At 63.3% G+C, this 25,879-nt stretch carries 31 protein-coding genes, 1 tRNA gene and 1 pseudogene; 17 read left to right on the top strand and 16 right to left on the bottom strand.

What is annotated here, in order from left to right:
* Positions 1-29: 29 nt before the first annotated feature.
* Positions 30-755 (bottom strand): HEPN domain-containing protein, encoded by a 726-nt coding sequence (locus BP737_RS10095; RefSeq protein WP_292406683.1) that lies wholly within the window; start codon positions 753-755, stop codon positions 30-32.
* 273 nt (positions 756-1,028) lie between these two features.
* Between BP737_RS10095 and BP737_RS10090 the strand changes: the two genes are divergently transcribed.
* Positions 1,029-2,165: a glycosyltransferase family 2 protein gene (locus BP737_RS10090; RefSeq protein ID WP_292406686.1), complete on the top strand. Its 1,137-nt coding sequence runs from the start codon at positions 1,029-1,031 to the stop codon at positions 2,163-2,165.
* Between the two features lie 281 nt (positions 2,166-2,446).
* Here the strand turns inward: BP737_RS10090 and tfrB are convergent, their stop codons facing one another.
* The gene (gene tfrB / locus BP737_RS10085) at positions 2,447-3,910 is read right to left on the bottom strand and encodes a fumarate reductase (CoM/CoB) subunit TfrB (protein ID WP_292406689.1); all 1,464 of its coding nucleotides are present in this window, start codon (positions 3,908-3,910) and stop codon (positions 2,447-2,449) included.
* On the bottom strand, positions 3,907-5,538 hold the full coding sequence (gene tfrA, locus BP737_RS10080) for a fumarate reductase (CoM/CoB) subunit TfrA (RefSeq protein WP_292406692.1): 1,632 nt from the start codon (positions 5,536-5,538) through the stop codon (positions 3,907-3,909). Before tfrA ends, tfrB begins: the two co-directional genes overlap by 4 nt.
* Positions 5,539-5,609: 71 nt before the next feature.
* On the opposite strand from tfrA, the pseudogene BP737_RS10075 reads away from it, so the two are divergent.
* Together BP737_RS10075 and purM are read left to right on the top strand one after the other, a co-directional pair.
* Positions 5,610-6,995, top strand: a pseudogene (locus BP737_RS10075) (aspartate kinase); the annotation flags it as partial.
* A 45-nt stretch (positions 6,996-7,040) separates the two neighbouring features.
* Complete coding sequence (gene purM, locus BP737_RS10070) at positions 7,041-8,039, top strand: phosphoribosylformylglycinamidine cyclo-ligase (protein WP_292406830.1); 999 nt, start codon at positions 7,041-7,043, stop codon at positions 8,037-8,039.
* 30 nt (positions 8,040-8,069) lie between these two features.
* Here purM and BP737_RS10065 read toward each other — a convergent pair whose 3' ends face one another.
* The 6 genes from BP737_RS10065 to BP737_RS10040 all read right to left on the bottom strand — a co-directional run bounded on the left by BP737_RS10065 (position 8,070) and on the right by BP737_RS10040 (position 10,647).
* Positions 8,070-8,471: a type II toxin-antitoxin system VapC family toxin gene (locus tag BP737_RS10065; RefSeq protein ID WP_292406695.1), complete on the bottom strand. Its 402-nt coding sequence runs from the start codon at positions 8,469-8,471 to the stop codon at positions 8,070-8,072.
* 4 nt (positions 8,472-8,475) lie between these two features.
* Entirely contained in the window at positions 8,476-8,682 is a 207-nt protein-coding gene (locus BP737_RS10060) for a DUF2281 domain-containing protein (RefSeq protein WP_292406698.1), read from the bottom strand.
* Positions 8,683-8,881: 199 nt separating this feature from the next.
* Positions 8,882-9,118 carry a hypothetical protein gene (locus BP737_RS10055; protein ID WP_292406701.1) on the bottom strand — a complete coding sequence of 79 codons (237 nt, stop codon included), beginning with the start codon at positions 9,116-9,118 and terminating at the stop codon, positions 8,882-8,884.
* Between the two features lie 77 nt (positions 9,119-9,195).
* On the bottom strand, positions 9,196-9,723 hold the full coding sequence (locus BP737_RS10050; protein WP_292406704.1) for a ZPR1 zinc finger domain-containing protein: 528 nt from the start codon (positions 9,721-9,723) through the stop codon (positions 9,196-9,198).
* Positions 9,723-10,100, bottom strand: a complete 378-nt coding sequence (locus BP737_RS10045) for a cell division protein SepF (protein ID WP_292406708.1) — start codon at positions 10,098-10,100, stop codon at positions 9,723-9,725. Before BP737_RS10045 ends, BP737_RS10050 begins: the two co-directional genes overlap by 1 nt.
* 49 nt (positions 10,101-10,149) lie before the next feature.
* A complete protein-coding gene (locus BP737_RS10040; protein ID WP_292406711.1) occupies positions 10,150-10,647 on the bottom strand; it encodes an RNA-binding protein in 498 nt (165 codons plus the stop codon).
* Positions 10,648-10,759: 112 nt separating this feature from the next.
* On the opposite strand from BP737_RS10040, the gene BP737_RS10035 reads away from it, so the two are divergent.
* Genes BP737_RS10035 through purF form a run of 3 tightly spaced genes read left to right on the top strand, consistent with a single transcriptional unit; the run spans position 10,760 to position 12,632 of the window.
* A complete protein-coding gene (locus BP737_RS10035; RefSeq protein WP_292406714.1) occupies positions 10,760-10,987 on the top strand; it encodes an LSM domain-containing protein in 228 nt (75 codons plus the stop codon).
* A 16-nt stretch (positions 10,988-11,003) separates the two neighbouring features.
* Positions 11,004-11,186, top strand: a complete 183-nt coding sequence (locus BP737_RS10030) for a 50S ribosomal protein L37e (RefSeq protein ID WP_083524834.1) — start codon at positions 11,004-11,006, stop codon at positions 11,184-11,186.
* A gap of 9 nt (positions 11,187-11,195) precedes the next feature.
* Positions 11,196-12,632 (top strand): amidophosphoribosyltransferase, encoded by a 1,437-nt coding sequence (purF, locus tag BP737_RS10025; protein ID WP_292406721.1) that lies wholly within the window; start codon positions 11,196-11,198, stop codon positions 12,630-12,632.
* Positions 12,633-12,823: 191 nt separating this feature from the next.
* Here purF and BP737_RS10020 read toward each other — a convergent pair.
* Positions 12,824-12,898, bottom strand: a tRNA-Met gene (locus BP737_RS10020).
* A gap of 113 nt (positions 12,899-13,011) precedes the next feature.
* Here BP737_RS10020 and trxA point away from each other — a divergent pair.
* Positions 13,012-13,428 (top strand): thioredoxin, encoded by a 417-nt coding sequence (gene trxA, locus BP737_RS10015; protein ID WP_292406723.1) that lies wholly within the window; start codon positions 13,012-13,014, stop codon positions 13,426-13,428.
* Here trxA and BP737_RS10010 read toward each other — a convergent pair.
* The 5 genes from BP737_RS10010 to BP737_RS09990 form a co-directional block, all read right to left on the bottom strand.
* Entirely contained in the window at positions 13,425-13,772 is a 348-nt protein-coding gene (locus BP737_RS10010; protein WP_292406726.1) for a 4a-hydroxytetrahydrobiopterin dehydratase, read from the bottom strand. The two genes, trxA and BP737_RS10010, sit on opposite strands and share 4 nt — an antisense overlap.
* 51 nt (positions 13,773-13,823) lie before the next feature.
* On the bottom strand, positions 13,824-14,393 hold the full coding sequence (locus BP737_RS10005) for a flavodoxin family protein (RefSeq protein WP_292406729.1): 570 nt from the start codon (positions 14,391-14,393) through the stop codon (positions 13,824-13,826).
* A 1-nt stretch (position 14,394) separates the two neighbouring features.
* Positions 14,395-15,498 carry a DUF362 domain-containing protein gene (locus BP737_RS10000; protein WP_292406731.1) on the bottom strand — a complete coding sequence of 368 codons (1,104 nt, stop codon included), beginning with the start codon at positions 15,496-15,498 and terminating at the stop codon, positions 14,395-14,397.
* Positions 15,499-15,589: 91 nt separating this feature from the next.
* Positions 15,590-16,435, bottom strand: coding sequence for an ABC transporter permease (locus BP737_RS09995; RefSeq protein WP_292406734.1), 846 nt, complete (start codon positions 16,433-16,435; stop codon positions 15,590-15,592).
* Complete coding sequence (locus BP737_RS09990) at positions 16,432-17,382, bottom strand: ATP-binding cassette domain-containing protein (protein WP_292406737.1); 951 nt, start codon at positions 17,380-17,382, stop codon at positions 16,432-16,434. Before BP737_RS09990 ends, BP737_RS09995 begins: the two co-directional genes overlap by 4 nt.
* Before the next feature lie 230 nt (positions 17,383-17,612).
* Here BP737_RS09990 and BP737_RS09985 point away from each other — a divergent pair, with 230 nt between their 5' ends.
* Both BP737_RS09985 and BP737_RS09980 read left to right on the top strand, forming a co-directional pair.
* Positions 17,613-17,750, top strand: a complete 138-nt coding sequence (locus tag BP737_RS09985) for a hypothetical protein (protein WP_292406740.1) — start codon at positions 17,613-17,615, stop codon at positions 17,748-17,750.
* The gene (locus BP737_RS09980; protein WP_292406743.1) at positions 17,747-18,238 is read left to right on the top strand and encodes a hypothetical protein; all 492 of its coding nucleotides are present in this window, start codon (positions 17,747-17,749) and stop codon (positions 18,236-18,238) included. Before BP737_RS09985 ends, BP737_RS09980 begins: the two co-directional genes overlap by 4 nt.
* Positions 18,239-18,270: 32 nt before the next feature.
* On the opposite strand, the gene BP737_RS09975 is transcribed toward BP737_RS09980, so the two are convergent.
* Positions 18,271-18,471: a hypothetical protein gene (locus BP737_RS09975; protein ID WP_292406746.1), complete on the bottom strand. Its 201-nt coding sequence runs from the start codon at positions 18,469-18,471 to the stop codon at positions 18,271-18,273.
* 162 nt (positions 18,472-18,633) lie between these two features.
* On the opposite strand from BP737_RS09975, the gene BP737_RS09970 reads away from it, so the two are divergent.
* From BP737_RS09970 to BP737_RS09935, 8 genes are all read left to right on the top strand, one after another.
* Positions 18,634-18,798, top strand: a complete 165-nt coding sequence (locus tag BP737_RS09970) for a hypothetical protein (RefSeq protein WP_292406749.1) — start codon at positions 18,634-18,636, stop codon at positions 18,796-18,798.
* 5 nt (positions 18,799-18,803) lie between these two features.
* Positions 18,804-20,090: an arginine deiminase family protein gene (locus BP737_RS09965; RefSeq protein ID WP_292406751.1), complete on the top strand. Its 1,287-nt coding sequence runs from the start codon at positions 18,804-18,806 to the stop codon at positions 20,088-20,090.
* Positions 20,091-20,094: 4 nt separating this feature from the next.
* The gene (gene arcC / locus BP737_RS09960) at positions 20,095-21,039 is read left to right on the top strand and encodes a carbamate kinase (RefSeq protein WP_292406754.1); all 945 of its coding nucleotides are present in this window, start codon (positions 20,095-20,097) and stop codon (positions 21,037-21,039) included.
* A 61-nt stretch (positions 21,040-21,100) separates the two neighbouring features.
* On the top strand, positions 21,101-21,439 hold the full coding sequence (locus BP737_RS09955; protein ID WP_342686159.1) for a DUF5518 domain-containing protein: 339 nt from the start codon (positions 21,101-21,103) through the stop codon (positions 21,437-21,439).
* A 171-nt stretch (positions 21,440-21,610) separates the two neighbouring features.
* On the top strand, positions 21,611-22,990 hold the full coding sequence (locus BP737_RS09950; protein WP_292406760.1) for an MFS transporter: 1,380 nt from the start codon (positions 21,611-21,613) through the stop codon (positions 22,988-22,990).
* An 83-nt stretch (positions 22,991-23,073) separates the two neighbouring features.
* Complete coding sequence (locus tag BP737_RS09945; protein WP_292406763.1) at positions 23,074-24,636, top strand: ATP-binding protein; 1,563 nt, start codon at positions 23,074-23,076, stop codon at positions 24,634-24,636.
* Positions 24,637-24,724: 88 nt separating this feature from the next.
* Positions 24,725-24,883, top strand: a complete 159-nt coding sequence (locus BP737_RS09940) for a rubredoxin (protein ID WP_292406766.1) — start codon at positions 24,725-24,727, stop codon at positions 24,881-24,883.
* A gap of 570 nt (positions 24,884-25,453) precedes the next feature.
* A complete protein-coding gene (locus BP737_RS09935) occupies positions 25,454-25,870 on the top strand; it encodes a hypothetical protein (protein ID WP_342686158.1) in 417 nt (138 codons plus the stop codon).
* Positions 25,871-25,879 lie beyond the last annotated feature (9 nt).

Raw genomic sequence — 25,879 nt, 5'->3', positions numbered from 1 at the left:
GGAACTGAGACGTTCTCGCCTGCACCGCACTAGCCCATGAACATCTCCTTGACGAGGTTGATGACGGAGGCGGCGAGAGCCAGGGCTTTCTCACCTTCCTCCCGGTCAAACGCCTCGTACGGCAGGCCTCCCGGGATACCGTTCGGATAGCGGGTCGGGATATAGTAGAGGTCAAGGGTCCTTGCCCGCGAGACGGCGTCGAAGGCACTATTGAGTGAGGAGGCCCGGCTAAGGAGATCCGCGACGGAATGGCCGAGTACTCTCTCCTCTCCGGAGAGATAGAGAAATGCCTTGATGGCCTTCTCCGCAGCCTGCTGGGCGAGGAAGCAGGTCAGGTTGTACCTCTCGCCGGAAAAAGCGTACTGTGCATCGTCAAGGTCACGTTCTGCCTGTTTCAGCCTCTGGTCCCCTCTCTTCCGGGATCCTGCCTCATATAATACAACACCGTCCTGTAGCGCGTTCTTAAGAAAGGTTCCATTCTGCATGGCAGCGAACTCATCCGGGGTATACACCAGGATATCCATGGCGATATGGGCATCGCGATAAAACGGCTCAAGACGTGATAGAAACGTCTTATCCGTCTCCTGAACAACAACGAGATCGAGGTCGCTGTCGCAACGAAGATCGCCCCGGGCAGCCGAACCGAAGAGAATGATCTTCCTGATCGAAGGGTCCCGGCTCCAGCGGTCGACGAACGTCTCCAGCTCGTTTTTGAGTCGCAGTTTGTGCTCACATGCGGTGCCGGGGGCAGCCATACTACTGATCGCGCCGTTGGGCGCGATAAAGGTATCGAGCGACAACCTTTATCTGAACGGACGTGACCCACCTCCCGCTCACGGTCCTCTCAAATGCTCTTCGCAGATCGTTACATCCAGAGAATCCCACATCAACATCTGACGCCGCCAGCATCGGTCGAAAGTGCCCGGAAACTGGTCCCGGAGACAAAGGATGCGGGTCTCTGGAACTCCGCACTCCAATCGATACACTCTATACACCGAAAGCCCGATACTATTCCAGAGTCTACTCTCATGGATACCCCCGCCCTCTCCGTCGTCCTTCCCGCGCTCAACGAGGAAGCCACTATCGGCGAGTGCATTAGAAAGATCCGGCGGGTCTTTGCCGACCTCGGCGTCGACGGCGAGATCATCATCGCCGACTCTTCCGACGACCGGACGGCGGCGATCGCCCGGGACCTCGGGGCCACGGTCGTCCGGCCGAAGGAGAAGGGCTACGGTAACGCCTACCTTGCCGGGCTCGCCTGCGCCCGGGGGCGCTACATCGTCATCGGGGACGCGGACAACACCTACGACTTCCTCGAGATCCCGCGCCTCCTCGCTCCGCTCGATGCCGGCGCCGACATGGTCCTCGGTTCCCGGATCCGGGGCGAGATCCGACCCGGGGCTATGCCCGCCCTCCACCGATACATCGGCAACCCCCTCCTCACCCGGCTCCTCAACCGGGTCTTTTCCACCCGGATCTCCGATGCGCACACGGGTTTTCGGGCGTTCCGGCGCGAAGCATTCGACCGGCTGAACCTCAAGACCGGGGGGATGGAGTTTGCAAGCGAGATGATCATTGAGGCGGCGAAGGCCAATCTCCGGATCGAGGAGGTCCCGATCACCTACTCCGCCCGGGTCACGCCCTCGAAACTGGAGAGTTTCTCCGACGGCTGGCGGCACGTCCGGTTTATGCTCCTCTACCGGCCGATCCCCTTCGTCATCGTCCCGGGGCTGATCTTTGCGATCTTCGGCTTCGTCCTGATGGTGCTCTTCCTCTTCCGGGGCGACGTCGAGACCTCGTTCATCCACTCCTTCATCCTCGCCGCCCTCTTCTTCCTCGGTGGGTTCCAGGCGCTCTTTGCAGGGGTCAACATCGCCGTCTACTCCGCCGTCCAGGGTTACGGTGAGGTGGGGCCGTTCATCTCCCGGCTCATGAACTACCACAGCCTCGAGTGGGAACTCCTCGCCGGCATCCTGCTGATGGCTGCCGGCGGCCTCGTCGGGTTCGGGATCGTCCGGGAATGGGCGGCGTCCGGGTTCGGATCGCTCTTCCAGGTCGCAAACGCCGTCTGGGCGCTGGCCCTCTTTCTTGCCGGGATGCAGGTAGTCTTCTCCGGGATCTTCACGAGCATGGTGCTCTTAAAGCACGGCGATGAGCAGGGCTGACATCTTCCGGGGCTGGGTGCTCTGCCTCCGGGTACTAAAGCCGCTGTTCCCTTCACCGCCGTCCGGAAGCCGGCATCTTCGCGGACAATACCGGTGTCCGCGGCGGTTTCGAGCGTACGGACTTCAGGGATCGAAGATTTCGACCGGTAATAGCATCCCGCAAAAATCCTCCGCCTTGCTCGTTGCTCCACGCACGGACTACGTCACACCCCACACGTTACTGCCGGAAAAGAACGTTTCCGCGACGTCGTTCTCCGGGCAGGTAAAAAAGGTTTCCGGGGTTATGCAGGCTTCTGCCGCTCCGCATCCTTCTTTCTGTAGCCGTCGAGGAGAACCGTCACCAGGTTCTTCACCGGGACATCCGTACAGTCGGCTATGTGGAACTCGCAGAACGGGCAGACCGTCACCACCACGTCGGCGCCGGTCTCCTTCACGGCCTCGCCGCGCATTGAGCCGAGCGCCTTCGCCTCCTCAGGCACCCCGGACCGGACGCCGCCGCCGGCGCCGCAGCACTGTGCGGGCATCTCCACGAACTCCCTGACGGCCTCGCGGAGAAGCGCCCGCGGCTGCTCCCGGATCCCCTGGCCCCGGAGAAGGTGGCAGGGGTCGTGGTAGGTCGCCCGGACGTCGAGTTTCGCCGGGGGCTCGATCCCGTACTCCGTGAGGACCTCCGTGACGTCCTTGACCTCGAACGGCGTCTCGTAATCGTTCTTCAGCGTCGCCCCGCACCCGGCGCAGATCGTCATCACGGTCGTAACCCCCCGGCGGGTGAAGGCCTCGATGTTTTTGCGCTTCAGATCCTCTATAAACGACGTCTGCCCCGTCCGGATCAGCGGCGAGCCGCAGCAGACCTGGTCGTGGGGGACGATCACCCGGATGCCGTTGCGCTTCATGACCTCCATCGCGTCGAGGGCCGTCTGCGGCACCCGGCCGTTGAACATGCACCCGACGAAGAACCCGACCTCGCCGCGGACCGGGCCGTCGGGCTCGATCACCTCCGGCACCTGCTCGAGGAACGTCGTCTTCGTCCGCTCGACGCTCCGTCCCGTTTCCTCTATCAGCCGTGCTATCTCCCGGTGGTGGGGGAGGGTCAGCCCGCGCCGGTTTGCAAGTTCCCTGAGTTTCTCGATTGCCTTGCCCGGTATATCGATCTCCTTCGGGCAGACCTCCAGGCAGCGCTTGCACGTCGTGCAGTAGAAGAGCCCCTTCTCGATGGCGTCGGTGATCCTGTCCCCGGAGTCCCGGGGGTCGAGGGCGAGGCGCATCTCCTGCCGGAGCACCGTCGGCCCGGCGAACTCCGTCACCTGGAGGGCCGGACAGGCCGAGACGCAGGAGAGGCACTCGATGCAGTCCCGGAGCGGCTTGATCGCCTCGATCTCCTCCCGTGCCGGGAGCCCTGCATCCGGCGCCGGGCAGATCCGGGCGATCTTTGCGATGACCGGGCTCATATCCACCGCGAGGTCCTTCACGACCGGGAGGTCCAGCGGCTCGACCGTCATTCCGTCGCGGGCCTCTTCCATGCAGGCGAGACCGGGCGTCCCGTCCACCCGGACGGCACAGCTCCCGCACTGCCCCGACCCGCAGCAGTAGCGGTAGGTGAGCGTCGGGTCGTGTTCGTCGTGGACCGCGTGGAGGGCGTGGAGCACCCGGGCCCCGTCGTTGACCCGAACCGTGTACTCCTCGATGTGCGGCCCCTCGTCCGCGGCCGGGTCGTAGCGGGAGACCCGGAGGGTGATCGTCTTCATGCCGCGACCTCCCGCCGCTCGATCCCTTCCCGGGCAAGCGATATGTAGGTATGGCCGAACGGCGACTTTGCCGGCTCCGTTATGACCGTTGCATCCCGCCGGACGTGGGCCCCCCGGTTCTCGGGTCGGAGGAGGGCGCACCGGACGATCAGGGACGCCGTGGTGCACATGTTCCGGACCGTACAGCACTCGAGAAGGTTTGCGGTCGATGCGGCGCGGAGCGGCTGGTCGGCGAGCCTGCGGATCTGCGCAAGCGCCGCGGTAAGGTCGGCGGCGTTCCGGAAGATCCCGGCCTTGCTCCACATCGTGAGTTTCAGGTCTCTCCTGACCGTTGCGGGACTGACCGAGCCCTCGAAATAGGCGTCAAGCACCCCGAGCACCCCGTCGATCCCTGTCCGGTCGATTCGGCCGCTCCGTGCCGGCGCCTTCCCGGAAAACTCCCCGGCACGCTTCCCGAAGACCTGCGTCTCCGCAAGCGCGTTCCCGCCGAGGCGGTTTGCGCCCTGCACCCCGCCGGCAACCTCTCCGCAGGCGAAAAGGCCGGGAATGGTCGTCCGGCACTCCGGGGTGATCCGAAGCCCCCCCATGATGTGGTGGGCGGTGGGCGCCACCTCCATCGGCTCCCGCCGGATATCCACGCCGTAGGTGAGGAACTGCTCGAGCATCACCGGGAGCCGGGTTTCGATCTTCTCCGCAGGGAGATGGGTCACGTCCAGGTAGACCCCGCCGCGGTTCGTTCCCCGGCCCTCCAGCACCTCGGTCGCGATCGCCCGGGCCACCACGTCCCGCGTGGAGAGTTCCATCCGTTCGGGGTCGTAGCGCTCCATGAACCGCTCACGCCGCGCATTGAGGAGGATACCCCCTTCCCCCCTGACCGCCTCCGTCACCAGACGGCCGCGGGCGTCGTAGGGGTAGACCGCACCGGTCGGGTGGAACTGGACCATCTCCATATCGATCAGTTCCGCCCCCGCCCGGTAGCCCATAGCGTAGCCGTCCCCGGTCCCGGCGGCGGAGTTCGTGGAGATATCGTAGACCTTCGTCCCCCCGCCGGTCGCCAGCACCGTCGCGTCGGCCCGGAAGAGCACGGGGTTCCCGTCCCGGTCGAGAGCGATAGCCCCGGCGACCGCACCGCTCTCGTCTTTTGCGAGGTCGACGACCGAGACTTCCTGGTAGAGTTGTGTGTCCGTCGCGTCGAGGCGGTCGAGGAGGGTCATGATGATCTCGTGGCCCGTCCGGTCCCCGGCGTAACAGGTCCGGGGGAACCGCTGCCCCCCGAACGGCCGCTGCGCCACCTGCCGGTCGTCCGTGACGTCGAAGACCGCACCCCACCGGATGAGGTCCGCCATCCGCGCCGGGGCCTCACGGACCAGTGCGTCCACGAGCGCGGGGTCGTTTAAGTACGCCCCGCCCTTCATCGTGTCCTCGCGGTGGGCCTCGATGGAGTCCCCGTCCCGCATCACGGCGTTGAACCCGCCTTCCGCCATCGTCGTACACCCGCCCTTCCCGGCGATGGTCTTGGAGACCAGGGCTACGTCGCCGTTCCGGGAGGCCTCGATGGCTGCCCGCACCCCGGCGCCGCCGCTCCCGATAACCAGCACATGCGCGTCCACAATCTCGTCTACAAGCATCTTATTAGCCGGTGCGTTGTATAATACCATAAAGAATTGCAGGGAACGTGTGAGCCAGAATGAGGCTTTTAATGAAATTCGGTGGCACCTCCGTCGGAGAAGCGGACTGTATCCGGCGGGTCGTAGACATTGTGGAATCGCACCGGCGGGCAGGAGACGAGGTCGCGGTAGTCGTATCGGCATGCTCGAAGGTCACCGACCAGATCATCGCGGTGGCCGACGAGGTCGTATCGAGCAGAGAGCAGCCCGAGATCGGGGCGCTTCTCCTGGAGATGCGGGCCAGGCACGTCCGGCTCCTCGCGGAGACGGCCCCCGATTACACCGATGAGGTGACGACGGTCATCGACGAACGGCTTACCCGGCTGCAGAACTTCCTCACCGCAGTCTACACCTTGAAGGAGCTGACGCCCCGGTCCCGCGATTACATCATCTCCTTCGGCGAGCGGCTCTCCGCCCCGATCGTCGCGGCCGCTCTCCGGCAGCGCGGCATCCCCTCGGTCTCTCTCGACGGTGCCGAGGCCGGGATCGTCACGACCGCCAACTACGGGGACGCCCGTGCCCTCCCGGCGAGCGAGGAGAAGATCCGGAACCGGGTCGCCCCGCTGCTCGCCGATTCCGTCCCGGTGATCATGGGCTTCATGGGAGCGACCGAGCGGGGCGTCGTCACCACCCTCGGGCGGAGCGGCTCCGACTACTCGGCCGCCGTCGTCGGTGCCGGGATCGATGCCGACGAGATCTGGATCTGGACCGACGTCGACGGAGTGATGACCTCCGACCCCCGGATCATCAAGGACGCCCGGGTCCTCGACGACATCTCCTACCTTGAGGTGATGGAACTCTCCTTCTTCGGCGCGAAGGTCCTTCACCCGCGGTCGGTCGAACCCGCGATGCAGAAGGATATCCCGATCCGGGTCAAGAACTCTTTTCGGCCCGACGCCCCCGGGACCCTCATCCTCCGCGATAAGCACCAGGAGAAGCGGGTTGTCAAGGCCGTCGCCCTGATCGAGAGAGTGGCCCTGGTCAACGTCAACGGTGCCCAGATGATCGGCCGCCCCGGTGTCGCGAAGACGATCTTCTCCGCGCTTGCGGAGCGGGAGGTGAACGTCATGATGATCTCGCAGGGCTCCTCCGAAGCAAACATCTCGCTCATCATCGACGAGTCCCACCTTGAGGCCGCGGTCGCCGCCCTTACTCCGATCGTGAAGCAGGGTATCGTGCGCGAGGCCACCTACGACCGGGACGTCGCTGCGGTCGCCGTCGTGGGTGCGGGAATGGCCGGCACCCCGGGAACGGGCGGCCGGATCTTCTCCGCCCTCGGCCGGGCCTCCATCAACACTATGATGATCTCGCAGGGCTCAAGCGAGGTGAACGTCTCGTTCGTCGTGAAGGCCGCCGACGGGAAACGGGCCCTGCAGGTACTGCACGACGAGTTCCGTCTCTCGGAGAACTGTGACGACGCGGAAGATACAAAGGAATCTTCCTGCCGGGCGAAACCCTCCGGGTTGTGCCGTGCCGAACACACCTATCGTGAAGCCGGGGTCGATATCGACCTTGAGGGCCGGGCGGTGCGGGCGCTGATCGACCGCCTCACTTATCGGAGGGCCGGCGCGTTCTCGATGCTCGGGAAGGTCGGGCACTTTGCCGGTCTGATCGACTGCGGACCCTATGTTCTCGCGCTCGCGGTCGACGGCGTAGGGACCAAGATGCTCGTCGCCGACGCCCTCCGCGACTGGCATACCGTCGGGATCGACTGCATCGCGATGAACGTCAACGACCTCTACGTGATGAACCTTGAACCGGTGGCGTTCGTCGACTACATAGCGACCGACGCCCTCTCGCCCGAGAAGATGGCCCAGATCGGTGAGGGCTTAAACGCAGGGGCGAGGCTTGCGAACATGAACGTCGTCGGCGGCGAGACCGCGACCCTCAGGGGCCTCGTGAACGGCCTCGACCTTGCGGGGACCTGCCTCGGGGTCCAGAAGAAAGAGAAGATCGTCACCGGCGAGGCGATTGTCCCGGGCGACCGGATCATCGGCGTCCCCTCAAGCGGCATCCACAGCAACGGTCTGACGCTCGCCCGCCGGATCGTCGAAGAGTGTGCTTCCTACAATACCCGGCTTTCGAACGGGAAGACCCTCGGAGAGGAACTCCTGACCCCGACCCGGATCTACCACGAGGCGCTCCGGGTGACGGCGGCCTGCCCCGTCCACGGGATGTGCCACATCACCGGCGGCGGCCTCCTGAACTTCACGAGACTCACGAAATACGGGTTCTCCGTCACCCATCCCCTGACGGCTCCTCCCGTCTTCCGCTGGCTGCAGGAGACCGGCGGCGTCGGGACCGTCGAGATGTACCGCACCTTCAACATGGGCATGGGCTATGCCTTCGTCGCCCCGGAGGAGAGCGTCGCCGCGATCCGGTCGGTCGTCCCCGATGCCCGGGTGGTCGGCGAGGTGACGGAGGAGCCAGGCGTGCGGTTCAAGGGTGTGGAGATCCGGTGAAGGGCTCGCTCTCTCTTCGTTTTTTTGAACTCAGCGCCCGAGAACCTCGGCGGGCGAGATCCTCCCGCCGGGCGTTCTCTCAAAATCGCCGTCGAACGATACGAGCACGAGGTTGTGCTCAACCGCTGCGAGGTATTGGTATGCGTTATCGAAATCGAGAAGATACAACTCCATCGTCCGGGCGAGGAGCCTCAGCCGGGCGGGATCGAGAGCGATCACCGTCACCGCGCCGTCGATGAAGAGGTCCTCGACAAAATCGCAGAAGGCCGGCGTGCCCCCGAGACGGCCGAGGATCACGCCGATGGAATGGAGCGAGAAGTCCGTGATGAACAGCCGTTCTGAAGGAACTGAGGAGAGGAATTCCTCGACCTCTCCCGACCGGTCCCGATCGAGAAGACGCTCCAGCCAGACGTTCGTGTCAAGAAGATACATCGTTTTACCCGGTGCGCCACGACAACGACTTTTTCTGCAGTTCAAGAGCGGTATAGGTGTCCCGGTGCCGCGAAAGCGCCCCGGCCCAGGTCTGCCGGAGCGGTTCGCCCTGCTTGCGCTTCTGCTTCTGGAGGAGATAGGCGATAAAGTCGAGCGCCTCTTTTCGGTGTTCGGGAGAGAGTTCCCTCACGAGTTCTTCGATATCTGCCATGACGTTCATCCCCGTAGCGTCCCCACGGGTCCGGCCGGTCGGAAGCGCCATCCGATCCGTGGGTCCGGATAGGCCCTATTGTTCAAGTGTGACAAGAATGTTTTCCTCCCATGATGCCTATCGGGATGCCTTAGTTCCGGGTGTCCGTACGGTGCTTTTGCAGGTTCGCGGTCCTGCAGATCGTTGCCTCCCTTACCGCTCATCCCCCGCCGCCCTGCTCCTCGAAGTAGTGCAGTGCGTCGGGGGCCTGCTCCCTGACCCGTGTCAGGAAGCGGTTTGTGAGGCGGGCGTCGGCCACCCGAAGCGAGTGCTGCATAGCCTGCTCCGTCTCCCTCGATAGCGCGCCCTGCCGGTCCATCTCCGCCCGGATATCATGAACGGCGTTCTCGACATCCGCTTCGTTCTCCCACTTCAGCACCGAGATCGTTTGTGCCATATCTCTTCACCTCACGGCGTCGCGTATGGGAGGAGGTCCTATTTTTAGGTTCCCTCCAGTGTACAAAAAAGAAATATTCAGGATTCGTCCCGATCAAGAAGCATCTTCTCAGCTTTCTCCCCGACAAGCGCGCTGTTTCCCATAGGGTCCTCGAGGATGACCGTGAACGGGAAGGCCACCTCCCGCGCGGAACCGATCTTCGCGAGCATCCGGAGGGCGGCCGCCCGCTCCTCGTCGCTCTCCGGATTCGCAAGCACCGTCTCCACCGCCTGCTCGAAGCGGGCGAGGACCCCCTCGACGTTGGTGACGAACCCTTCGCAGGCGGTCCCGGGCTCGACTGCGAGACCGAGCTCCGGGATCGTGATCGTTCCCGTCGTGCTCCGGGCCACCCGGATTGAGAGGTCGTCGGGCTCTTCCACCCGCATCGTCCACCGGACCGGGTCGCCCTCTCCAAGGATGATGGTGTCGGTGTGCCGGTAGCCGCAGGCGTCGCAGGCGATTGCGACAAGCAGGAGGTCCGGGAAATGGGGGATGTCAAGGCGGTGATGGACGATCTGGATCACGCCGCCGCACGCCGGGCAGGTCCCGGGGTGGCACTCCCGCACTACACGCCACCGCCGATCTTCTCACGGGAGACCTTAACGGACATCGGCGTGACGACGACGTATTTCTGGTCCCCGAGGCCGACGATGTCGCCGTTCACGTCTTTCGCCACGTCGCGGAGGTCCTTTAAGACCCGTTCGAACGTCACCTTATCCATCTTCAGCCGCCCGATATCGATAATGACGATGTTGCCGTTGTAGACCTCGTCTTTGACGCGGGGGGTATCCTTGAGGTCGGCGATGGTGGCGATCTTGACGTACATGGACGCCGGCTCCTCGCTGGTCGATCCCTCATAGGAAGCGAGATCGAGTTCCATGTATTCATCTTCGCTTTTTACGGGGTTCTTACCGAGGATACTGTCAAAGAGCTTTTTAACCATAACCAAATTGTGGGAAGAATTTTATTTAATAGTATCTTTATTTTTGCCGTCAGATCTCAAGATTCCAGAGATCGTCCCCAACGCAGTGGATGCTTTTGACCGATTTACCCTTCTCCTGCCGTTCCATATCGGCGGCATTAAAGAGGGCAATTCCGACGGCGAGCGGTTTGCCGTAGCGTTCCTCGACGACCTGCACCGGACGCCCCTCGCGGACGTCGGGCGAGATCGAGACAATCCCGGGGCGCATGGCATCCGCGCCGTTTGCGACGAACCTGACCGCGCCGGCATCGACCGTCACCCGCCGCTCGGGGATCGGGTGTTCGATGAGGCCGCGGAGGGTGGGGAAGGCCCAGGCATCGGAGGACATCAGGAGCGGCTTTTTGTCGACGAGATACAGTTCGAACGGAGCGTCCGTCTCCATCCGCTCGATCCGGTCGGATCGGAAAAGGTCGGCCGACGGACCGATCTCGTCGGCGAGCCGGTCCATGAGATCGGCTATCTGTGATTTCCGGATGACGTGACGTTTTTTTACGGTGATCTTCGACATTGTGTTCGTGACCTCGCGAAAGTATTGGTTCTCGCGTAACCGTGCGGTTATATTTAAGTAGCTTCCTCGCTCAAATATATTACTCCAGAAAAGGACGGCAAAGGGTAATCATATGACGCCAAGACCGTTGGATATTTTAGATCAGGTACTGAATCGTCAGCCCGTTATCATCAGCCTCAAAGGGGGAAGGGAGATCCGGGGAATCCTCCAGGGATACGACGTTCACATGAATCTGGTACTGGATAAGGCAGAAGAAGAAGTGGACGGCACGGTTCAGAGACTGGGCACGCTGATCGTCCGCGGCGATAATGTGATCTACATTACCCCTTCAGTTGAATAACTTCAGGTGAGAGTTTATGTCAAAAGGCACACCTTCAATGGGCAAGCGGCAGAAGCGTACCCACATCGCCTGCAGGCGGTGCGGCAAGATCTCGTTCCACGCGCAGCACAAGGTCTGTTCGGCCTGCGGCTTCGGCAGAAGCCGGAGGATCCGGAGTTACCGCTGGACGGAGAAGAAGGCCAAGGTACCGACGCACTAGAGCTGGACCATGTGTGGTATCGTTGGCATCGTCGATGCTGGCGGTGTCTCGTTTCCGCTGTATTATGCCCTGTACGCTCTCCAGCACCGGGGGCAGGAGAGCGCGGGGATTTCTACTTTTGAAGGCGCGACCCTGTACACGCATAAGGCCCAGGGGCTCGTTGCCGAGGTCTTCAACAGCCATACCCTGCAGGAGCTGCGGGGAACCGTCGGAATCGGCCACGTCCGCTACCCGACGACCGGGTCGAAGGTCCCGGAGAACGTTCAGCCGTTCAACTTCCGGTATCAGGGACTCAACCTCTCGATCGCCCATAACGGCAACCTGGTCAATACGGCCGAACTCCGGGAGGAGTACGAGCGCCGGGGCCAGATCTTCTGTACCACGACCGATACCGAGATCATCGGAAACATCATCGCCGATGCGCTCCGGACTTCAAAGAGCATGGAGGACGCCGTCCGGTTCTGCATGCGGCGCCTGCGGGGCTCCTACTCCGTCGTCGCACTCTTAAACGACACCGTCTACGCCTTCCGCGACCCGCTCGGCATCAAGCCGCTCTGTATCGGTGGCATCGACCAGGGCTACATCGTCGCCTCGGAGAGCGTGGCCGTCGACGCGCTGGACGGCACGTTCATTCGGGACGTGCGGCCGGGAGAACTTGTCCGTATCGATGAATCCGGGCTCTCTTCAATCCAGATCGCGACCGCAAACCGGACGGCCCGCTGCATCTTCGAGTACATCTACTTCGCCCGGGCCGACTCGGTCATCGACGGGACGCTGGTCTACGACGTGCGGCGTCGGATCGGGCAGAAACTCTACGATGCGAACCCCATAGAGGCCGATACGGCCTGTCCGGTCCCCGACTCCGGCATCGCCTACGCCGCCGGCTACGCCGAACGGTCCGGGGTCCCGTTTGTCGAAGGGCTGATGAAGAACCGCTACATGGGCCGGACGTTCATCATGCCGACGCAGCAGCAGCGGGAGCGGGCCGTGCGGATCAAACTCAACACCGTCAGGGGGAACCTGAAGGACAAGCGGGTGGTCCTCGTCGACGACAGCATCGTCCGGGGGACGACCTCCCGCCGGATCGTGACCATGATCCGGGATGCGGGGGCAGCGGAGATCCACCTTCGGGTCGGTTCCCCGCCGATCGTCGCTCCCTGCTACCTCGGGGTGGATATGCCGACCCGCGCGGAGCTCGTCGCGAGCGGCAGGGATACCGAGGCGGTGCGGGAGAGCATCGGTGCGACGTCGCTCACCTACATCCCGCTTGAAGACCTGGTGGAAGCGATCGGGTGCGGCGAGCAGAACCTCTGCACCGGGTGCCTGACCGGGTGCTACCCGGTGGATATCCCGGGAGAGAAGAGCTGCCACTGCGTCGTGGACTACGTGGCCGGAACCCGTCAGTCCGACCTCTCGACCTTCAGGGCCGGAAAGGAACAGTCATAGACGGTTCTTTTCCTGTTTTCCCGGATAAAGAAGCGCCATTTTCGTTTCCCGGAGATGAACCGGGCATCCCGGTTGCCCCGCGCGCCTGGCTCCCGCCCGATTTTTCAGCAAAGCAGCGCGCGATCTCGTGCGAATTCGCGCCGGACATGAAATCAATCGAAGATTGCAGAAAATTATTGAAGAAGTGAGTATAGCGAGGGATGGATTTGAACCATCGGTCTACGGGTTATGAGCCCGCCGGGATTTCCTGACTACCCCACCTCGCTTCCGATCTGTCGGGTATACTATATTGTACGTATTCGGATATAACCCTTTGTGCCGGACGGACCCCCGGTTCGCAGCCAATCTTTAATACGAGCGTAGACCATACCTCCGCTGTATGGATGAAAAAAGACCGGTGGACGACGAACTGCAACGGCTCCGGGAAGAGCGCCTCCGGGAGATGGAGGCGCGGCTCGGGGGCGACAGGGGCGGTGTCATCGAGGTCGCCGACGATACGTTCCAGGAGACCCTCCGAAAGCACCCTTCCCTGGTCGTCGATGTCTGGGCGGAATGGTGCGGCCCCTGCCGGATGGTGGCCCCGGTGATCGAGGGTCTTGCGCATGACTTTGCTGGCAGGGTGACCTTTTCCAAGTGCAACGTCGATGAAAACCCACGGATGGCGATGAGTTTCAGTGTCACGGCGATACCGACGCTCCTGTTCTTCTCAAACGGCATGCTCGTCGACCGGGTGGTCGGTGCGCTCCCGAAAGAAGCCATCAAGGCACGGGTCATGCGGGCCTTCGGCACCGGTTAGAGGGTCCCGCCCTGCCGGGCCCGGAGCCGTTCGGAGAGCCGTGCGGCCATGATAAAGTCGTTCCGGGAGAGCCCGCCGATGGCGTAGGTGTACCAGGCGACCTCCACGATCCGGCCCCGACAGATGCCGATATCCGGGACGTGGTTCTCCCGCGCGGCAAACATAGCGATCTCCTGGAGGAGCGTTACGGCGTCGTTGAACCCCTTGCAGGCGAACCGGACACAGAGATGCCCCTCTTCGAGCGACCAGGCCGGGACTTCCGGCAGGAGGTCGGCGATCTCCCGCCGGGTCAGGGGTGCCGTATCCGCGACACCCGGGCTGATCGATTCGGACGAAAGATCCATGGTGATCCCTCTCCCGGAAGAATGAAAAAGGTTCTTCTCCGGCGCCGACCTCTAACGCAGTTTTTCGATCAGGAACGCCACGTTCTCGGCGAACCGCCGGATCGTCCGCATCCCTTCTTCGTCGTTTAAGGCCTCCCCCGGCTCCAGCCCGAAGACCATGTTCCAGTAGGTCGAGCCCGGCACGATCATGTCGTTCATGAGGTAGAACATCAGTAGTTCCTGGAGCGTTGCGGTATGCCCCCCGCGTCGCGCCACAACGATCGGGCCGCCGACCTTCCGCGAGAGGAACGAGTCCGACGCCGTCGAGACCATCCCTATCCGCTGCAGCGCCGCCGTAACGTCACCCCGTGCGGTCCCGAAGTAGACCGGAGCCCCCACGATAAACCCGTCCGCCTCCCGGATCATAGTGATGATCTCGTTTACGTCGTCGTCGAGGGCGCACTCCCCCTCGCTGCAGAGCCCGCAGGCGGTGCAGGAAAGGATGCGCCGCCCTGCAAGCAGCACCGTCTCGGTTCTGAGCCCCTCGCGTTCGAGGACCTTTGCGCACGCCCCAAGCACCCGTTCGGTGTTCCCCTCGCGCCGGGGGCTCCCGCAGAGCAGCACCACGGTTCCGGTCGTCATCTCACACCTCAATCAGACGGTAGACCGCTTCCCCGAGGCCGATAGCGGCCGCGTAAGCGATCTGGTAGTCGTCGTCCGTGTAGTCCCAGACCCCCTTAAACTTGTCTTCTCCCGGCGCAAGGTTCGCTGCAAGGTGCGTCCCGGCGAACCCCTGCTGGCCGTTGATGAGGTCGATGCTCGCGCGGTCGATCGCAACCGGGTCGGTCGATGCAAGGATGCCGATGTCCGGGACGATTGCCGCGTCGCTCCAGGGCAGGCAGTCGCAGTCCGGGGTGATGTTGAGGAGGAAGTTGATGTAGCCCACCCTCCCGGGTTTCCCGCGGACGGCGCCGAGGGCGTACTCGCAGAGCCGCTCCAGGAACGGCCGGATCTCCGTCGTCCAGTCGAAATCGATCGCTCCCTCGGGACAGGCGCGCACGCAATCCCCGCACCCGACACAGTGCTCCGGGTTGAAGAGCGCCTTTCCTTCAACGACCGTCATAGCCGCCTGCGGACAGACCAGGGTGCACCGACCGCATCCGATGCAGTTCTCCCCCTCCAGGCACGGCCGGGCGGCGTGCTGCTCCGCCTTCCCCGAGGGCGGGGCGCAACCCATTCCCAGGTTCTTGATCGCGCCCCCGACTCCGGCGGTGTCGTGACCCTTGACGTGCGAGAGGATGATCATGCTGTCGGCGTCGAGGATGCTGCCCGCGATCCGGACGCTCCGGAAGTGCTTCCCGTCGACCGCGACCTCCCTCCAGTAGCCGCCCGAAAGGCCGTCGGCAACGATCACCGGGGCTCCGGCAACCGCGTAGGCGAAGCCGTGCTCGATGGCGGTGACGGTATGCCCGACGGCATCGGCCCGGCTCCCCGCGTAGAGGGTGGCGGTATCGGTGATGAACGGGCGCGCCCCCCGTTCCTTCACCTTATCGACCACCTGCCGGGCAAAGACCGGGTGCAGGTAGGTGTCGCACCCCCGCTCCCCGACGTGCAGTTTGACGGCCGTAAGGTCTCCCGGCCGGACGACCTCGCCGAGCCCGGCCGCATCGAAAAGGCGGCGGATCTTCTGAATCTTGCTCTCGTGGTGGCTCCTTGCCCTGAGATTCGCGAAGTAGACGTCTGCCATTGCTCCCCTCTCTTGTGTATTTTTCTTCTGCAGGGGATAAGAAAGATACGGCCGATTGTTCGAGACGGTGACAGCCTCTCTCCGTCATCGGTCAGGTAACCACCGCCCGTTGAAACGTCCAGCGGGCGAGGAGGTACATCACCGCTGCAAAGACCGCAAGGTAAGCGAACGATACGAAGACGTCGGCCGTGGTGTAGGCGTAGTGGGCGCCGACGGCGAAGAAGTCGTCTCCGAGGGCGAAGTAGCGGATCCCGTTGACCAGGTGCGTGAGCGGGTTGTAGAGCGAGAGGGTCTCCAGGAGAGGCGGAAACGCCTGGACCGGGTAGAGAGCGTTCGAGACGAAGAAGATCGGCAGGGTGAGGAGCGTTATTACCCCCTGCAGCCCTTCGGGGCTTTCAAGGCGCATCGAGAGAGCGGAGGAGAAGAGCAGGAATCCGAGCGAAAAGACGCCGACGAACGCGAATATCCCGAGGACCGCGAGGGCGAGCCGGGCGGCCGAAAACCCGGAGAAGAACCGCACCCCGAGGAGGGCCCCGAACACCATGATGACGCCCACCTGGATGAACGATTTCGTGATCCCCGAGAGGCTGACCCCCATCATGATATGGGTCCGGGGCATGGGGCTCGCGAGCATCTCCCGCATCAACCCCCAATTTTTATCGAAAAGGAGGCTGATTCCGCCGAAGAGGCTCGTAAAGAGGGTCGTCATCGCGATCACTCCGGCGGCCATGAAGGTGAGATAGTCGACCGGAACGACGCCCGCCGGGACCGGGATGGCCGAAGTGAACTGGTTGAAATTCGAGGACATCGCGACGCCGAAGAACGCCATCCAGAGCGCCGGCTGCAGGAGTGATGTAAAGAGCTGCGTCCTGAACCGGACGAACCGGATCATCTCCCGCCGGTAGATGGTAAGGAACTCCCACGCCGTGGTGCTCACACCCCGGTGTCCCGCAGTTCCCTGCCGGTATAATACACGAAAACGTCGTCCATCGTCGGTTTCTTGAGGTTTATGCTCCTGATAGCGATCCCGGCGCCGTGCACCGCATCGACGATCTGCGGGAGACAGCGGCTCCCGTCGGTCGAGATTGTGATTGAGAGGCCCCGGGGCGACTTCGTGACCGACCGGATCTCCCCGATCCCCCCGAGGGCTTCCCGCGCTTTTCGGTCGTCCCCGGTCTCCAGGTAGACGACATCCTCGCCGAGGGTGTTTTTAAGCTCCTCCGGTGTGCCGGAGACGATGATCTCTCCGTGGTCGATGATGCTGATCCGGTCGGAGAGCATATCGGCCTCCTCCATGTAGTGTGTCGTCAGGAAGATCGTCGTCCCGGCCCCGTTCACCTGCCGGATGTACTCCCATATCCGCATCCGCGTCTGGGGATCGAGCCCCTGCGTCGGTTCGTCCAGGAAGAGGACCGTCGGCCGGGTTAAGAGGCCGCGCGCGATCTGGAGCCGGCGTTTCATCCCGCCGGAGAGATTCTTCGTCAGTTCGTCCCGTTTAGTTTCGAGCTCCACGACCCGGAGCAGGTCGTCGATCCGCCGCCGCCGCTCGTCGCGGGGGATGGCGTAGAGCCGCCCGTGAAACTCCATCGTCTCCCGGACGGTGAGGTCGCGGTCGAGCACGTTCTCCTGGAAGACGATGCCGATGGATTTCCGGACCTGTTCGGGCGCTCGTGCGACGTCATGGCCGGCCACCCGCACCGTGCCTTTCTGGAGGGGAAGGAGCGTCGTCAGGATGTTGATGGTGGTGCTCTTGCCCGCGCCGTTGGGGCCGAGGAAGGAGAATATCTCGCCTTTTTTGACGGCAAAACTGATTCCGCGCACCGCGGCAAAGCCGTTGAACGTATGTTCGAGGTCCTGCACTTCGATGATATTGTCCTCTCCCATCGGCCACCATCCGCTCCCGTATTCCTACATACACAGCGCCGTCATATCTCCTTTTCCCTGTCGCTATGCACCGGACCGCCGGGATGTTTGCGCGGTCTCCGGGGCCTTCGCTCCGTCTCGCCTCAGGGTGCGGGTCCGGGACGGTTTTACCGTTTCGGCATCCCTCCTGCGGCCGGTCCCAACAGCAATTCAAAAATACCAGAACCTCCCCATCCCCTCTCAGAGATGGTATGCGCGACTGCGATCTTCTCCACGACAACGGCGGTCCGGGAGCCCCTCCGGTCTATAGCGCCGCTCTCGGCGCCAGCGTGCTGAAACGGGAAGAGCGGATGCTCCCGGAGAAAGAACGGGGGAGTGAGCGGCGATGACTTCGTCCCTTCGGGCGGCTGTTGCCTTCCTTGCGGTGCTGGCGCTTGTGACGGCGGGAGGCGGACTCGTGGTCGACAACGCCGATCTGACCCCGGAAGAGGTGAACCTCCTCTTTGCGATGCGGGAGTATACCCTGACTTACAACGAATATGCCGACCGTCTCCCGGGATGGGTGACCGGGCCGTTCGAGAACGAGAGAGTCGACCTCCACGTCGAGTCCCCCGATGGCGTGCTGGTCATCGGGATCACCTTCAAGGACGGCAAGATCGTCCAGTTCGATGCAAAGGGCTGCCCGGACCCGATCGTCACGGTGACCACCGATCCGGAGACGGTGGAGGAGGTCATGGTGTCCGACCGGCCGTTCGATGCCTTCCGGGCGGCGATGCAAAACGGCACCGTCACGATCAAGGGAGAGACCTTCATCGGGACGTTGCGGCTGGGGCTGGTCCGGTTCGGGTTCTGGGTAATGGATCTTATCGGTCTGTGACGGACGGAAAAGAGAGGCTCCCGGCCGGGGCGTCAAAGCCCCGCGAGGCGCATGCAGAACCCGAGGATCATCCCCGACATTGCCGATGTCGCCGAAAGGGCCGCGAGAACGGCGGCGTTCACCGCCGGGCCGATCCTGAGCGGGATGTAGGTCGGGTTGCGCTGCAGTCGTCGCACTATTCTGAACGGTTTTACGGTCGTTGAGATCGGGGGTTTGTAGCGTCGGATCCTCATGTGAACACCTCCGTGATGGATAATATTTCCTGCGTCCCGGTTGTTCCCTCGAATAATAATTCTTACGGTTTTATCTCTGCGGAGCCGGAGGCGAGCCGCCCTCGACCCCGGTGCCCGGGCCGCGACAGGTTTATCCCCTCCTCGGGTGAGGGTGTCCCCCGGATGCATCGATACGTTAAACTCCTCCTCTATGGCGTGCTTGCGTTTGCCGTCTTTGCCGGAATCAGTTTCGCCGTCGGCGGGAGGGTGAACTGGGAACTCGCGGTCGCGACGGCCGTCGGCGTGATGATCGCGTATTTCTTTGCCGCTCCCCGGCGCGGGCGGTGAGCGGGATGGCAGCGGGAGTGCGGGCGGAGTGGGACACCCTCCGGAAGGTTGTCATCCACCGTCCGGGGATCGAGATGTTTTTCGGGCTGCTGGAGCCGTATGCGGCACTTTACGAGAGGGCGTTCAGCCGCTACGAAGCGCGCCGGGAGCACGATCACCTCGAACGCACCCTCCGGGAGGAGTTCGGGGTCCGGGTGCTCCGGTTCAAGGAGACGATCCTCGATGCCGCCGACCACGACCCGGCGGTGCGCCGGCGACTCGTTGATCTGGCATACGAGACCGTCACCCTCCGGGGCGGGAAGCGGGAGGTGGAGGAGGCCCGCCGGAGCATGGCGGAGAACGCCGATGCCCTGGATTCTCAGCACTTCTTCACGCTCCTTCTCTTGAACCCGGTCATCGAGGTGGGGCGGGGAGGGGTGGATGTCCGGGTACTGGGGCAGGAGCCGCTTGCAAACCTCTACTTCATGCGCGACCAGCAGGCGGTGACCGACTGCGGTCTTGTTGTCGCCCGGCCGGCAAAACGGCAGCGGACCCGGGAACCCGGGTTCACCCGGCTCCTCTGGGAGGTCCTCGGCGTCCCGGTCGTCGGGGCGGTGCAGGAGCCGGGAACGTTTGAGGGCGGCGACTTCATGCCGATGGGGGAGTTCGCTCTCGTCGGCACCGGCGACCGGACAAACCAGGACGGGATACGTCAGTTCCTCGGCTGCGCCCCGGGGTTCGACGAGATCGGCGTCGTCCGCCAGCCCGGTCACCCGCTCATCCCGGGCGACCGGCCCGACCCGATGGTCGATATGCACCTCGATACCTACTTCAACGTCGCGGGGAGCGGCGTGGTGATCGGCTCTGCGGTCCTCCTCCGGCGGGCGCGGGTCGATGTCTACCAGAGGGCGGGCGGCGGCTACGAGCCGTCGGGCGAGGTCGCGAACCTCTACGACTACGTCCGGTCAAAGGGGTTTTCCGTGATCGACCTCTCGATCCTGGAGCAGCTCGCCTACGCCGCAAACGTCCTCTGCGTCCGGGACGGGAGCATCCTTGCAGTGGAGGGGGAACGCGTGATGCGGACGGTGCTCCGGAACCTGGAGCGGAAGGCCGCCCGCGATCCGCGGCGCTACGGACGGCTCTTTTTGCAGGCAAAGGAGGATCACCGCCGGGTCCGGAACGAGGGGCAGGTCTTCCCGCACAAGGCGGAGTTCTACCGGCACGATATCGAGGTCTGCCCGCTCCGTCTTGAAAACCTGACGGGAGGCTACGGCGGCCCCCACTGCATGACCTGCACCCTGGAGCGGGGGTAGGGTGATGCCCGGGAAGGCCGTGGTGATCGCGCTCGGCGGCAACGCCATCCTCCGCCACCGGGAGACGGGGACGGCCGAAGAGCAGTTCGCGAACGTCCGGAGGACCGTGCGGCACATCGCGGGGATTGCGGGAGACGGCTACGCCGTCGCCGTCACCCACGGGAACGGCCCCCAGGTGGGGGACATCCTCCTCAAGAACGAACTCGCGAAGGATACTCTCCCGCCGATGCCGCTCGACGTCTGCGGGGCGGAGAGCCAGGGGATGATCGGTTACTTGCTCCAGCAGTCGCTGCAGGAGGCTCTTTTCGCGGCCGGAATGGACTGCCCGGTTGCGACGGTGCTCACCCAGACCCTCGTCGCGGCTGTCGACCCGGCGTTTCAAACCCCCGAGAAACCTATCGGCCCGTTTTATACCGCGATGCAGGCGAGACGGCTCGAGAACGAGAAGGGCTGGCGGATGACGCAGATCCCGGGGCAGGGTTACCGTCGGGTGGTCCCCTCGCCGCGTCCGATAGCCCTCGTGGAGGGGGAGGCGATTGCCCGGCTCTGTTCGGCCGGAGCGGTCGTGATCGCCGCGGGCGGCGGGGGTGTCCCGGTAGTCGCGGGTCCCGGAGGCACCCTCAGGGGAGTCGAAGCGGTGGTGGACAAGGACTACACTGCGGCGCTCCTCGCCCGGCTTGTCGGCGCCGGCGACCTGCTTATCCTGACCGACGTCGAACGCGTTGCCGTAAACTACGGGCGGCCGGGTCAGCGGGACCTCCGCGAGATGACGGTTGCGGAGGCAAGGCGGCACCTCGCGGCCGGGCAGTTTCCGGCCGGGACGATGGGGCCGAAGATCGAGGCGGCTATCGGGTTCCTCGAGGCCGGTGGGGAGCGGGTGACCATCGGTTCGCTCGATTCTGCCGCTGCCGCCCTTGCCGGGCGGGCGGGGACCCGGATCCGCCGTTGACTGAAGCCGGGCCACTACTCTTATATACTACATCTTCAAAGTCCCGGCGGTGAAGGAAGGTATGGCTAATAACTTCTGGACTGGTGTCATCATCGGGTGGCTCGTGGGACTCATTCTCGGTTTCCTGTTGCCGGTCATCGGACCGCTGGTCGGCGGGTTCGTCGCCGGCTGGATCTCCGGGCGCGGGATTGGAAACGGTGCAAAGGCCGGGCTGTTTGCCGGCATCCTCGGCGCCATCATCATCGCGGTGCTGCTTCTCGTCGGCGGCACGGTTATTCTCGGGGCATTCGGGTTCATTGCAGGCCTCGGGACGTCGATAGTCCTCATCGTCGTGGCGTTCATCTACCAGGGGATACTCTCCCTGATCGGCGGTGCCATTGCCGGGGCGATCCGGCGGTAACGGACGGCAAACACCGGGGAGGGGGACCTTCCCCGGCTCTTCTCGGCCCCGGTAAGGGCGTTTTGTGCCGGTGCCGTTCAGTGGAGGGTATCGATCCGGCGTGGACGGCCGGCAGTGCCCTTATTTGCGGCGAGCGCAAATATTCCTATATTCGGGGCACGAGGAGTTGCGGTGAAGCAGGAGGACGGGCACGCGTATTCACGAAGATTTATCCTGTTACTGGTCACCGTCGTCACGTTCCTGAATCCGTTCACGGGTTCCGCAATCAACCTCGCCCTGCCTGCCATCGGGGCCGAGTTCTCCGCCGACGCCGCAATGCTCGCCTGGATCTCCAGCGCCTACCTCCTCTCGTCGGTCATCTTCCTCCTCCCGGCAGGCAGGCTCGGCGACACCCGGGGCAGGGTCACCGTCTTTCTGGTCGGGGTCGTCGTCTACACCGCCGGGTCCGTCCTCACCATCTTCACGCCTTCGCTCGACCTGCTCCTCGTCTTCCGCTTCCTGCAGGGGGCCGGCGGCGCCCTGATCTACGCAAACAGCGTGGCCCTGATCACACACCTCTACCCGCCCGGCGAACGCGGTTCCGCGATCGGGCTCAACGTCACCGCCGTCTATGCCGGGCTCTCGCTCGGGCCGTTCCTCGGGGGCGCCCTGACCCAGTACTTCGGCTGGCGGAGCATCTTCATCGCGACCGCGCTCCTCGCCGTCCCGGCCCTCTTCTACGCCGGAAAGTTCCCGGCGTTCCTGAACGAGCGGCAGCACGGAGACTTCGACTTCCCCGGCATGGTCCTCTCTTCCGCTCTGATCCTCTGCCTCTTCCTGGGCCTGGCCTCGGCGACCACCCCGACCGGCGCGGCGCTCCTTGTCGCGGCCCTCCTGCTTGGAATTGCCGCATTCCGGGTGGAGCGGCGGCAGCCCTGCCCTCTCCTCCCGGTTTCCCTCATCGCGAAGAACCGGGTCTTCGCCGCCTCGAACGGTGCCGCCCTGATCAACTACAGCGCCACGTATGCGGTCGGGTTCCTCCTCTCCCTCTACCTCCAGTATATCCGGGGCTACGAACCCGTCGCTGCAGGAACACTGCTCCTGGTCCAGCCGATCATCCAGGTCTTCGTCGCCCCGGTCTCCGGCCGTCTCGCCGACCGGATACAGCCCGGGCTCGTCGCCTCGGTGGGGATGGGGATCTCGGCTGTGGCTCTCTTCGGCTTCGCTCTGCTCGGTGAGTCGGCGCCGATCTCCCTGATCCTCGCCCTCCTGGTCCTGCTGGGTGTGGGAGTCGGGCTCTTCTCGTCCCCGAACACCACCGCCATCATGGGCTCTGTCACGAAGCGGGAGTACGGGTGCGCATCCGCGATGACGGCGATGATGCGGTCGTTCGGGATGATGCTGAGCATGGGAGCGGTCCTCGTGGTCTTTGCGGTCGTTATGGGGTCGACCACCGTTACGCCGGTGATATTCCCGGAGTTCCTCCTGAGCATGCAGTTGCTCTTCCTCGCTTTTGCGGTCCTCTCGGTTTTAGGCGTCTTCTTATCGCTCGGGAGGAATAAAGGTCGATAATTATTGTTGATTTTTAAAATCGGACACGCTTGAAACCTAAGCGAAGCGTTAACATCCCTGCCGTCGTGTGATCTCTTGAACGCATGGACCTCGTAATCGGGAAGGCCGGCGACCGGGAGATTGCCGTCGATGCTCAGGAACTGGTCACGGGAAGGACCTGTATCATCGCGCAGTCGGGCGCCGGGAAGAGCTGGGGCATCGCGGTTCTCTGCGAGCGGCTCCTGCAGGCGCGGGTGGGGTTCTGCCTCATCGATACGGAAGGAGAGTACTCCTCGCTCAAAGACCGGTTCTCCCTCGTCCGGGTCGGTTCCGGCGACGGCTGCGATGCGGATATCGGGCGGACGAACATCCGGGAACTGATGCAGGACGCGATCTGCTCCCGGACGGCGGTGATCTTCGACGTCTCGGAGATCGATATGCGCGAGAAGGTAGCGACGCTCGCCGACATCCTCTACGACCTCGAAAGCCGGTTAAGGCAGCCGTACCTCCTGATTGTGGAGGAGGCGGACAAGTTCATCCCCCAGTCCGGCGAGTCCATCAAGAAGATCGAGGAGATCTCCCGCCGGGGGCGCAAGCGCGGGCTCGGACTGCTGGTCGCGACCCAGCGGCCGTCGCTCGTGGCAAAGAACGTCCTCTCGCAGTGCAACAGCCAGATCATCGGGAAACTCTCGATTGAGAACGACCTGAAAGCGGTCGGCCTCTTCTTCTCGTCCCGGCAGGAGGTCGGCGAACTCGCGGAACTCGAACCCGGCGAGTTCTTTGTGATGGGCGGTCTCTCCCGGGAGAAGGTGCGGATGCGTTTCGGTGCGCGGGTGACGGCGCACCGGGGGCTGACCCCCCGCCTCGTGCCCGCACCTCCGGCCGAACCGTGCGCCGGGCCCCGGGAGGAACGTGGGGAACCGGAGGCGCCCCGCGCCGCCGGGGATGCGGTGGTCCCGGTTCTGCTCCGTGAGGAGGCGCTCGATCTTGCAAAAACGAAGCGAAAGCGTCGGTTCCTCTTCCTGGAGCCCGATGAACGGATCGTCTCGGGGGAACGTGTCTACCGGCCGCTCCACCGGGTGGAGGTCCGCTACATCGGCGGGCTCATCCGGAAAGCGACGAAGACGGCGTCGTTTGTCCTCGATGGCTGCACCGGCTGCGTCGTCGAGATCGACCGGGGGCTGAAGGTCAGGCCGGGGTTTTCGGACCTCCTGGGGCTCGATGAGGCCGCGGTGAAGATCGTCTCGGGACTCGCGAACGGCGGCTCGACGATGACCGAGATCGAGGCGGACACCCATCTCGCATCCGGTGTGGTGAAGAAGGCGATAAAAAGCCTCGTGGAGGCGAAACTCATCACGGAGGTGAAGACGGTGGGCGATACGGTGGTCTACGTGCCCCTGCTCGCCGCTGAGATTCCGGGCCTGCACACCCTCCGGCGGGGTACAGACCTCCCGATGGAGCCGCTCCGGGGGCCGCCCCCCGAAGCGAAGGTCACGGAGTCCTCTCTCCGGACCATCCTGAAGGGAATTGAGCCGACGGCGGAGATCGTCGGGTTCGATACGATCTACTACCCGGTCTATCTGGTCCGGTTTGCATCGGAGCGCGGGGAGCGCTCGATTCTCCTCGACGGCTGCACCGGTAAGGAGGTGTCGTTCCCGATCTCCTGACCGAAGCGCTTATCGATGCCCGAAAATAAATGGGACACTGTGTCCCTGTCGGCCCCGTGCGGCCGGTCGGGGCGGAAGGTGAAAAGCGATGGATTCATACCGATGCGCCCTCTGCGGCTACGTCTATAATCCCGCAATCGGGGACTCCGCTCACGGCATCAAGCCCGGAACCGCCTTCGAAGACCTGCCCGACACCTGGCGATGCCCCCGGTGCGGCGCGGCGAAGAGCCGGTTTAAGAAGCTTTAGAGAGCAACGGTTCGGTCCCGGGCCTCAATTGTATCTATTTTTACTTTCCGGAAGATGAGGGGCCTTCCGGGTATGACGTGAGCCATATCAGAAAACTCATATATTTCTGCTCTGAAGTAGTGTATGTCTCGGTTGTATGAGAGGAGGTAATACAACGATGCCGTCTGCCCGGAAAAAGAGGATCTACAACCCTGTGACCGGCAAATATTATGAGGTCCGGCAACACTCAAGCAAATACGGGACTGCCGGACAGATTCAGGGTTTATGGAGTTCAAAAAAGAAAAAATCTTCGAAGTAACCTATTTTGGAGGCCACAAGCATTTCTGGGAACATCTGGTTCATCGATACGAACGTTCTTGCGCACTGGGTGCTCGGTGAGGGCGGTGTCCTGAAGTTTTTTTGTGAGCAGCTGAAACTTCCTTGCGATTTTCTCAATGTCTACCTTGGACGATATCAAACTTCGTTGATGTTTATCGACGAAATTGTGCGGCAACGAAGGAACGGATTGCCGGACGAATTCTATGTCTCCGCACTGGCGACAAATGAACTCTTTTCGTCAATCCGAGTGAAGTGCGCAGTATCCTCCTGTTCAAAGGCGGCATCCCGATTTCACGGTGGAGGGACTCCCGAAATAACCCGCAGATCCCAGAAGAGTGCTACGAGCATATCTACGGATTGACGCTTGCTTCCTTCGATACACTCTTCGAGAACCATGGGATCACTATTATCCCGGAGGCCTCACCCTGGGAAGACGGCACCTACTGGTCCATATGCTCCTCGATTCTCTTTCTAATCCGGGAGTCAAAGACCCAGGACGCAACGTTGCTGACGACTGCAATCCTGAATCGGGCGGATAGTTTCGTCACTCTGGATACCCCTCTCATCCGCTCGGCGAAACAGGCCCTTCAAGAGGGGTACGGGCTGCACCTGCTCAACCCGACGGAGGGACTGCAGGCGCTCAGAGGGAAGGGCGTTCCGCAATTTTAACGCGACAAC

Origin of the sequence: Methanoculleus sp. UBA291 (assembly GCF_002499755.1) — an archaeon.
GTDB classification, from domain to species: domain Archaea; phylum Halobacteriota; class Methanomicrobia; order Methanomicrobiales; family Methanoculleaceae; genus Methanoculleus; species Methanoculleus palmolei.
Note: the sequence above shows the minus strand (reverse complement) of the source record. Positions and strands in the feature narration are given on the sequence as shown.

Excerpts from the sequence above, each read along its gene's own strand:
- BP737_RS09965 (WP_292406751.1), top strand. The coding sequence starts at position 18,804 with ATGGCAGCGGGAGTGCGGGCGGAGTGGGACACCCTCCGGAAGGTTGTC.
- tfrB (WP_292406689.1), bottom strand. The coding sequence starts at position 3,910 with ATGAAGACGATCACCCTCCGGGTCTCCCGCTACGACCCGGCCGCGGAC.
- BP737_RS10060 (WP_292406698.1), bottom strand. The coding sequence starts at position 8,682 with ATGGCAGATATCGAAGAACTCGTGAGGGAACTCTCTCCCGAACACCGA.
- arcC (WP_292406754.1), top strand. The coding sequence starts at position 20,095 with ATGCCCGGGAAGGCCGTGGTGATCGCGCTCGGCGGCAACGCCATCCTC.
- BP737_RS10010 (WP_292406726.1), bottom strand. The coding sequence starts at position 13,772 with ATGGATCTTTCGTCCGAATCGATCAGCCCGGGTGTCGCGGATACGGCA.
- BP737_RS09970 (WP_292406749.1), top strand. The coding sequence starts at position 18,634 with ATGCATCGATACGTTAAACTCCTCCTCTATGGCGTGCTTGCGTTTGCC.
- BP737_RS10035 (WP_292406714.1), top strand. The coding sequence starts at position 10,760 with ATGACGCCAAGACCGTTGGATATTTTAGATCAGGTACTGAATCGTCAG.
- trxA (WP_292406723.1), top strand. The coding sequence starts at position 13,012 with ATGGATGAAAAAAGACCGGTGGACGACGAACTGCAACGGCTCCGGGAA.
- BP737_RS09940 (WP_292406766.1), top strand. The coding sequence starts at position 24,725 with ATGGATTCATACCGATGCGCCCTCTGCGGCTACGTCTATAATCCCGCA.
- BP737_RS09945 (WP_292406763.1), top strand. The coding sequence starts at position 23,074 with ATGGACCTCGTAATCGGGAAGGCCGGCGACCGGGAGATTGCCGTCGAT.
- BP737_RS10045 (WP_292406708.1), bottom strand. The coding sequence starts at position 10,100 with ATGGTTAAAAAGCTCTTTGACAGTATCCTCGGTAAGAACCCCGTAAAA.
- purF (WP_292406721.1), top strand. The coding sequence starts at position 11,196 with ATGTGTGGTATCGTTGGCATCGTCGATGCTGGCGGTGTCTCGTTTCCG.
- BP737_RS09955 (WP_342686159.1), top strand. The coding sequence starts at position 21,101 with ATGGCTAATAACTTCTGGACTGGTGTCATCATCGGGTGGCTCGTGGGA.
- BP737_RS10030 (WP_083524834.1), top strand. The coding sequence starts at position 11,004 with ATGTCAAAAGGCACACCTTCAATGGGCAAGCGGCAGAAGCGTACCCAC.
- BP737_RS09985 (WP_292406740.1), top strand. The coding sequence starts at position 17,613 with ATGCGCGACTGCGATCTTCTCCACGACAACGGCGGTCCGGGAGCCCCT.
- BP737_RS09990 (WP_292406737.1), bottom strand. The coding sequence starts at position 17,382 with ATGGGAGAGGACAATATCATCGAAGTGCAGGACCTCGAACATACGTTC.
- tfrA (WP_292406692.1), bottom strand. The coding sequence starts at position 5,538 with ATGCTTGTAGACGAGATTGTGGACGCGCATGTGCTGGTTATCGGGAGC.
- BP737_RS10065 (WP_292406695.1), bottom strand. The coding sequence starts at position 8,471 with ATGTATCTTCTTGACACGAACGTCTGGCTGGAGCGTCTTCTCGATCGG.
- BP737_RS10000 (WP_292406731.1), bottom strand. The coding sequence starts at position 15,498 with ATGGCAGACGTCTACTTCGCGAATCTCAGGGCAAGGAGCCACCACGAG.
- BP737_RS09975 (WP_292406746.1), bottom strand. The coding sequence starts at position 18,471 with ATGAGGATCCGACGCTACAAACCCCCGATCTCAACGACCGTAAAACCG.
- BP737_RS09980 (WP_292406743.1), top strand. The coding sequence starts at position 17,747 with ATGACTTCGTCCCTTCGGGCGGCTGTTGCCTTCCTTGCGGTGCTGGCG.
- BP737_RS10090 (WP_292406686.1), top strand. The coding sequence starts at position 1,029 with ATGGATACCCCCGCCCTCTCCGTCGTCCTTCCCGCGCTCAACGAGGAA.
- BP737_RS10055 (WP_292406701.1), bottom strand. The coding sequence starts at position 9,118 with ATGGCACAAACGATCTCGGTGCTGAAGTGGGAGAACGAAGCGGATGTC.
- BP737_RS10095 (WP_292406683.1), bottom strand. The coding sequence starts at position 755 with ATGGCTGCCCCCGGCACCGCATGTGAGCACAAACTGCGACTCAAAAAC.
- BP737_RS10040 (WP_292406711.1), bottom strand. The coding sequence starts at position 10,647 with ATGTCGAAGATCACCGTAAAAAAACGTCACGTCATCCGGAAATCACAG.
- BP737_RS10005 (WP_292406729.1), bottom strand. The coding sequence starts at position 14,393 with ATGACGACCGGAACCGTGGTGCTGCTCTGCGGGAGCCCCCGGCGCGAG.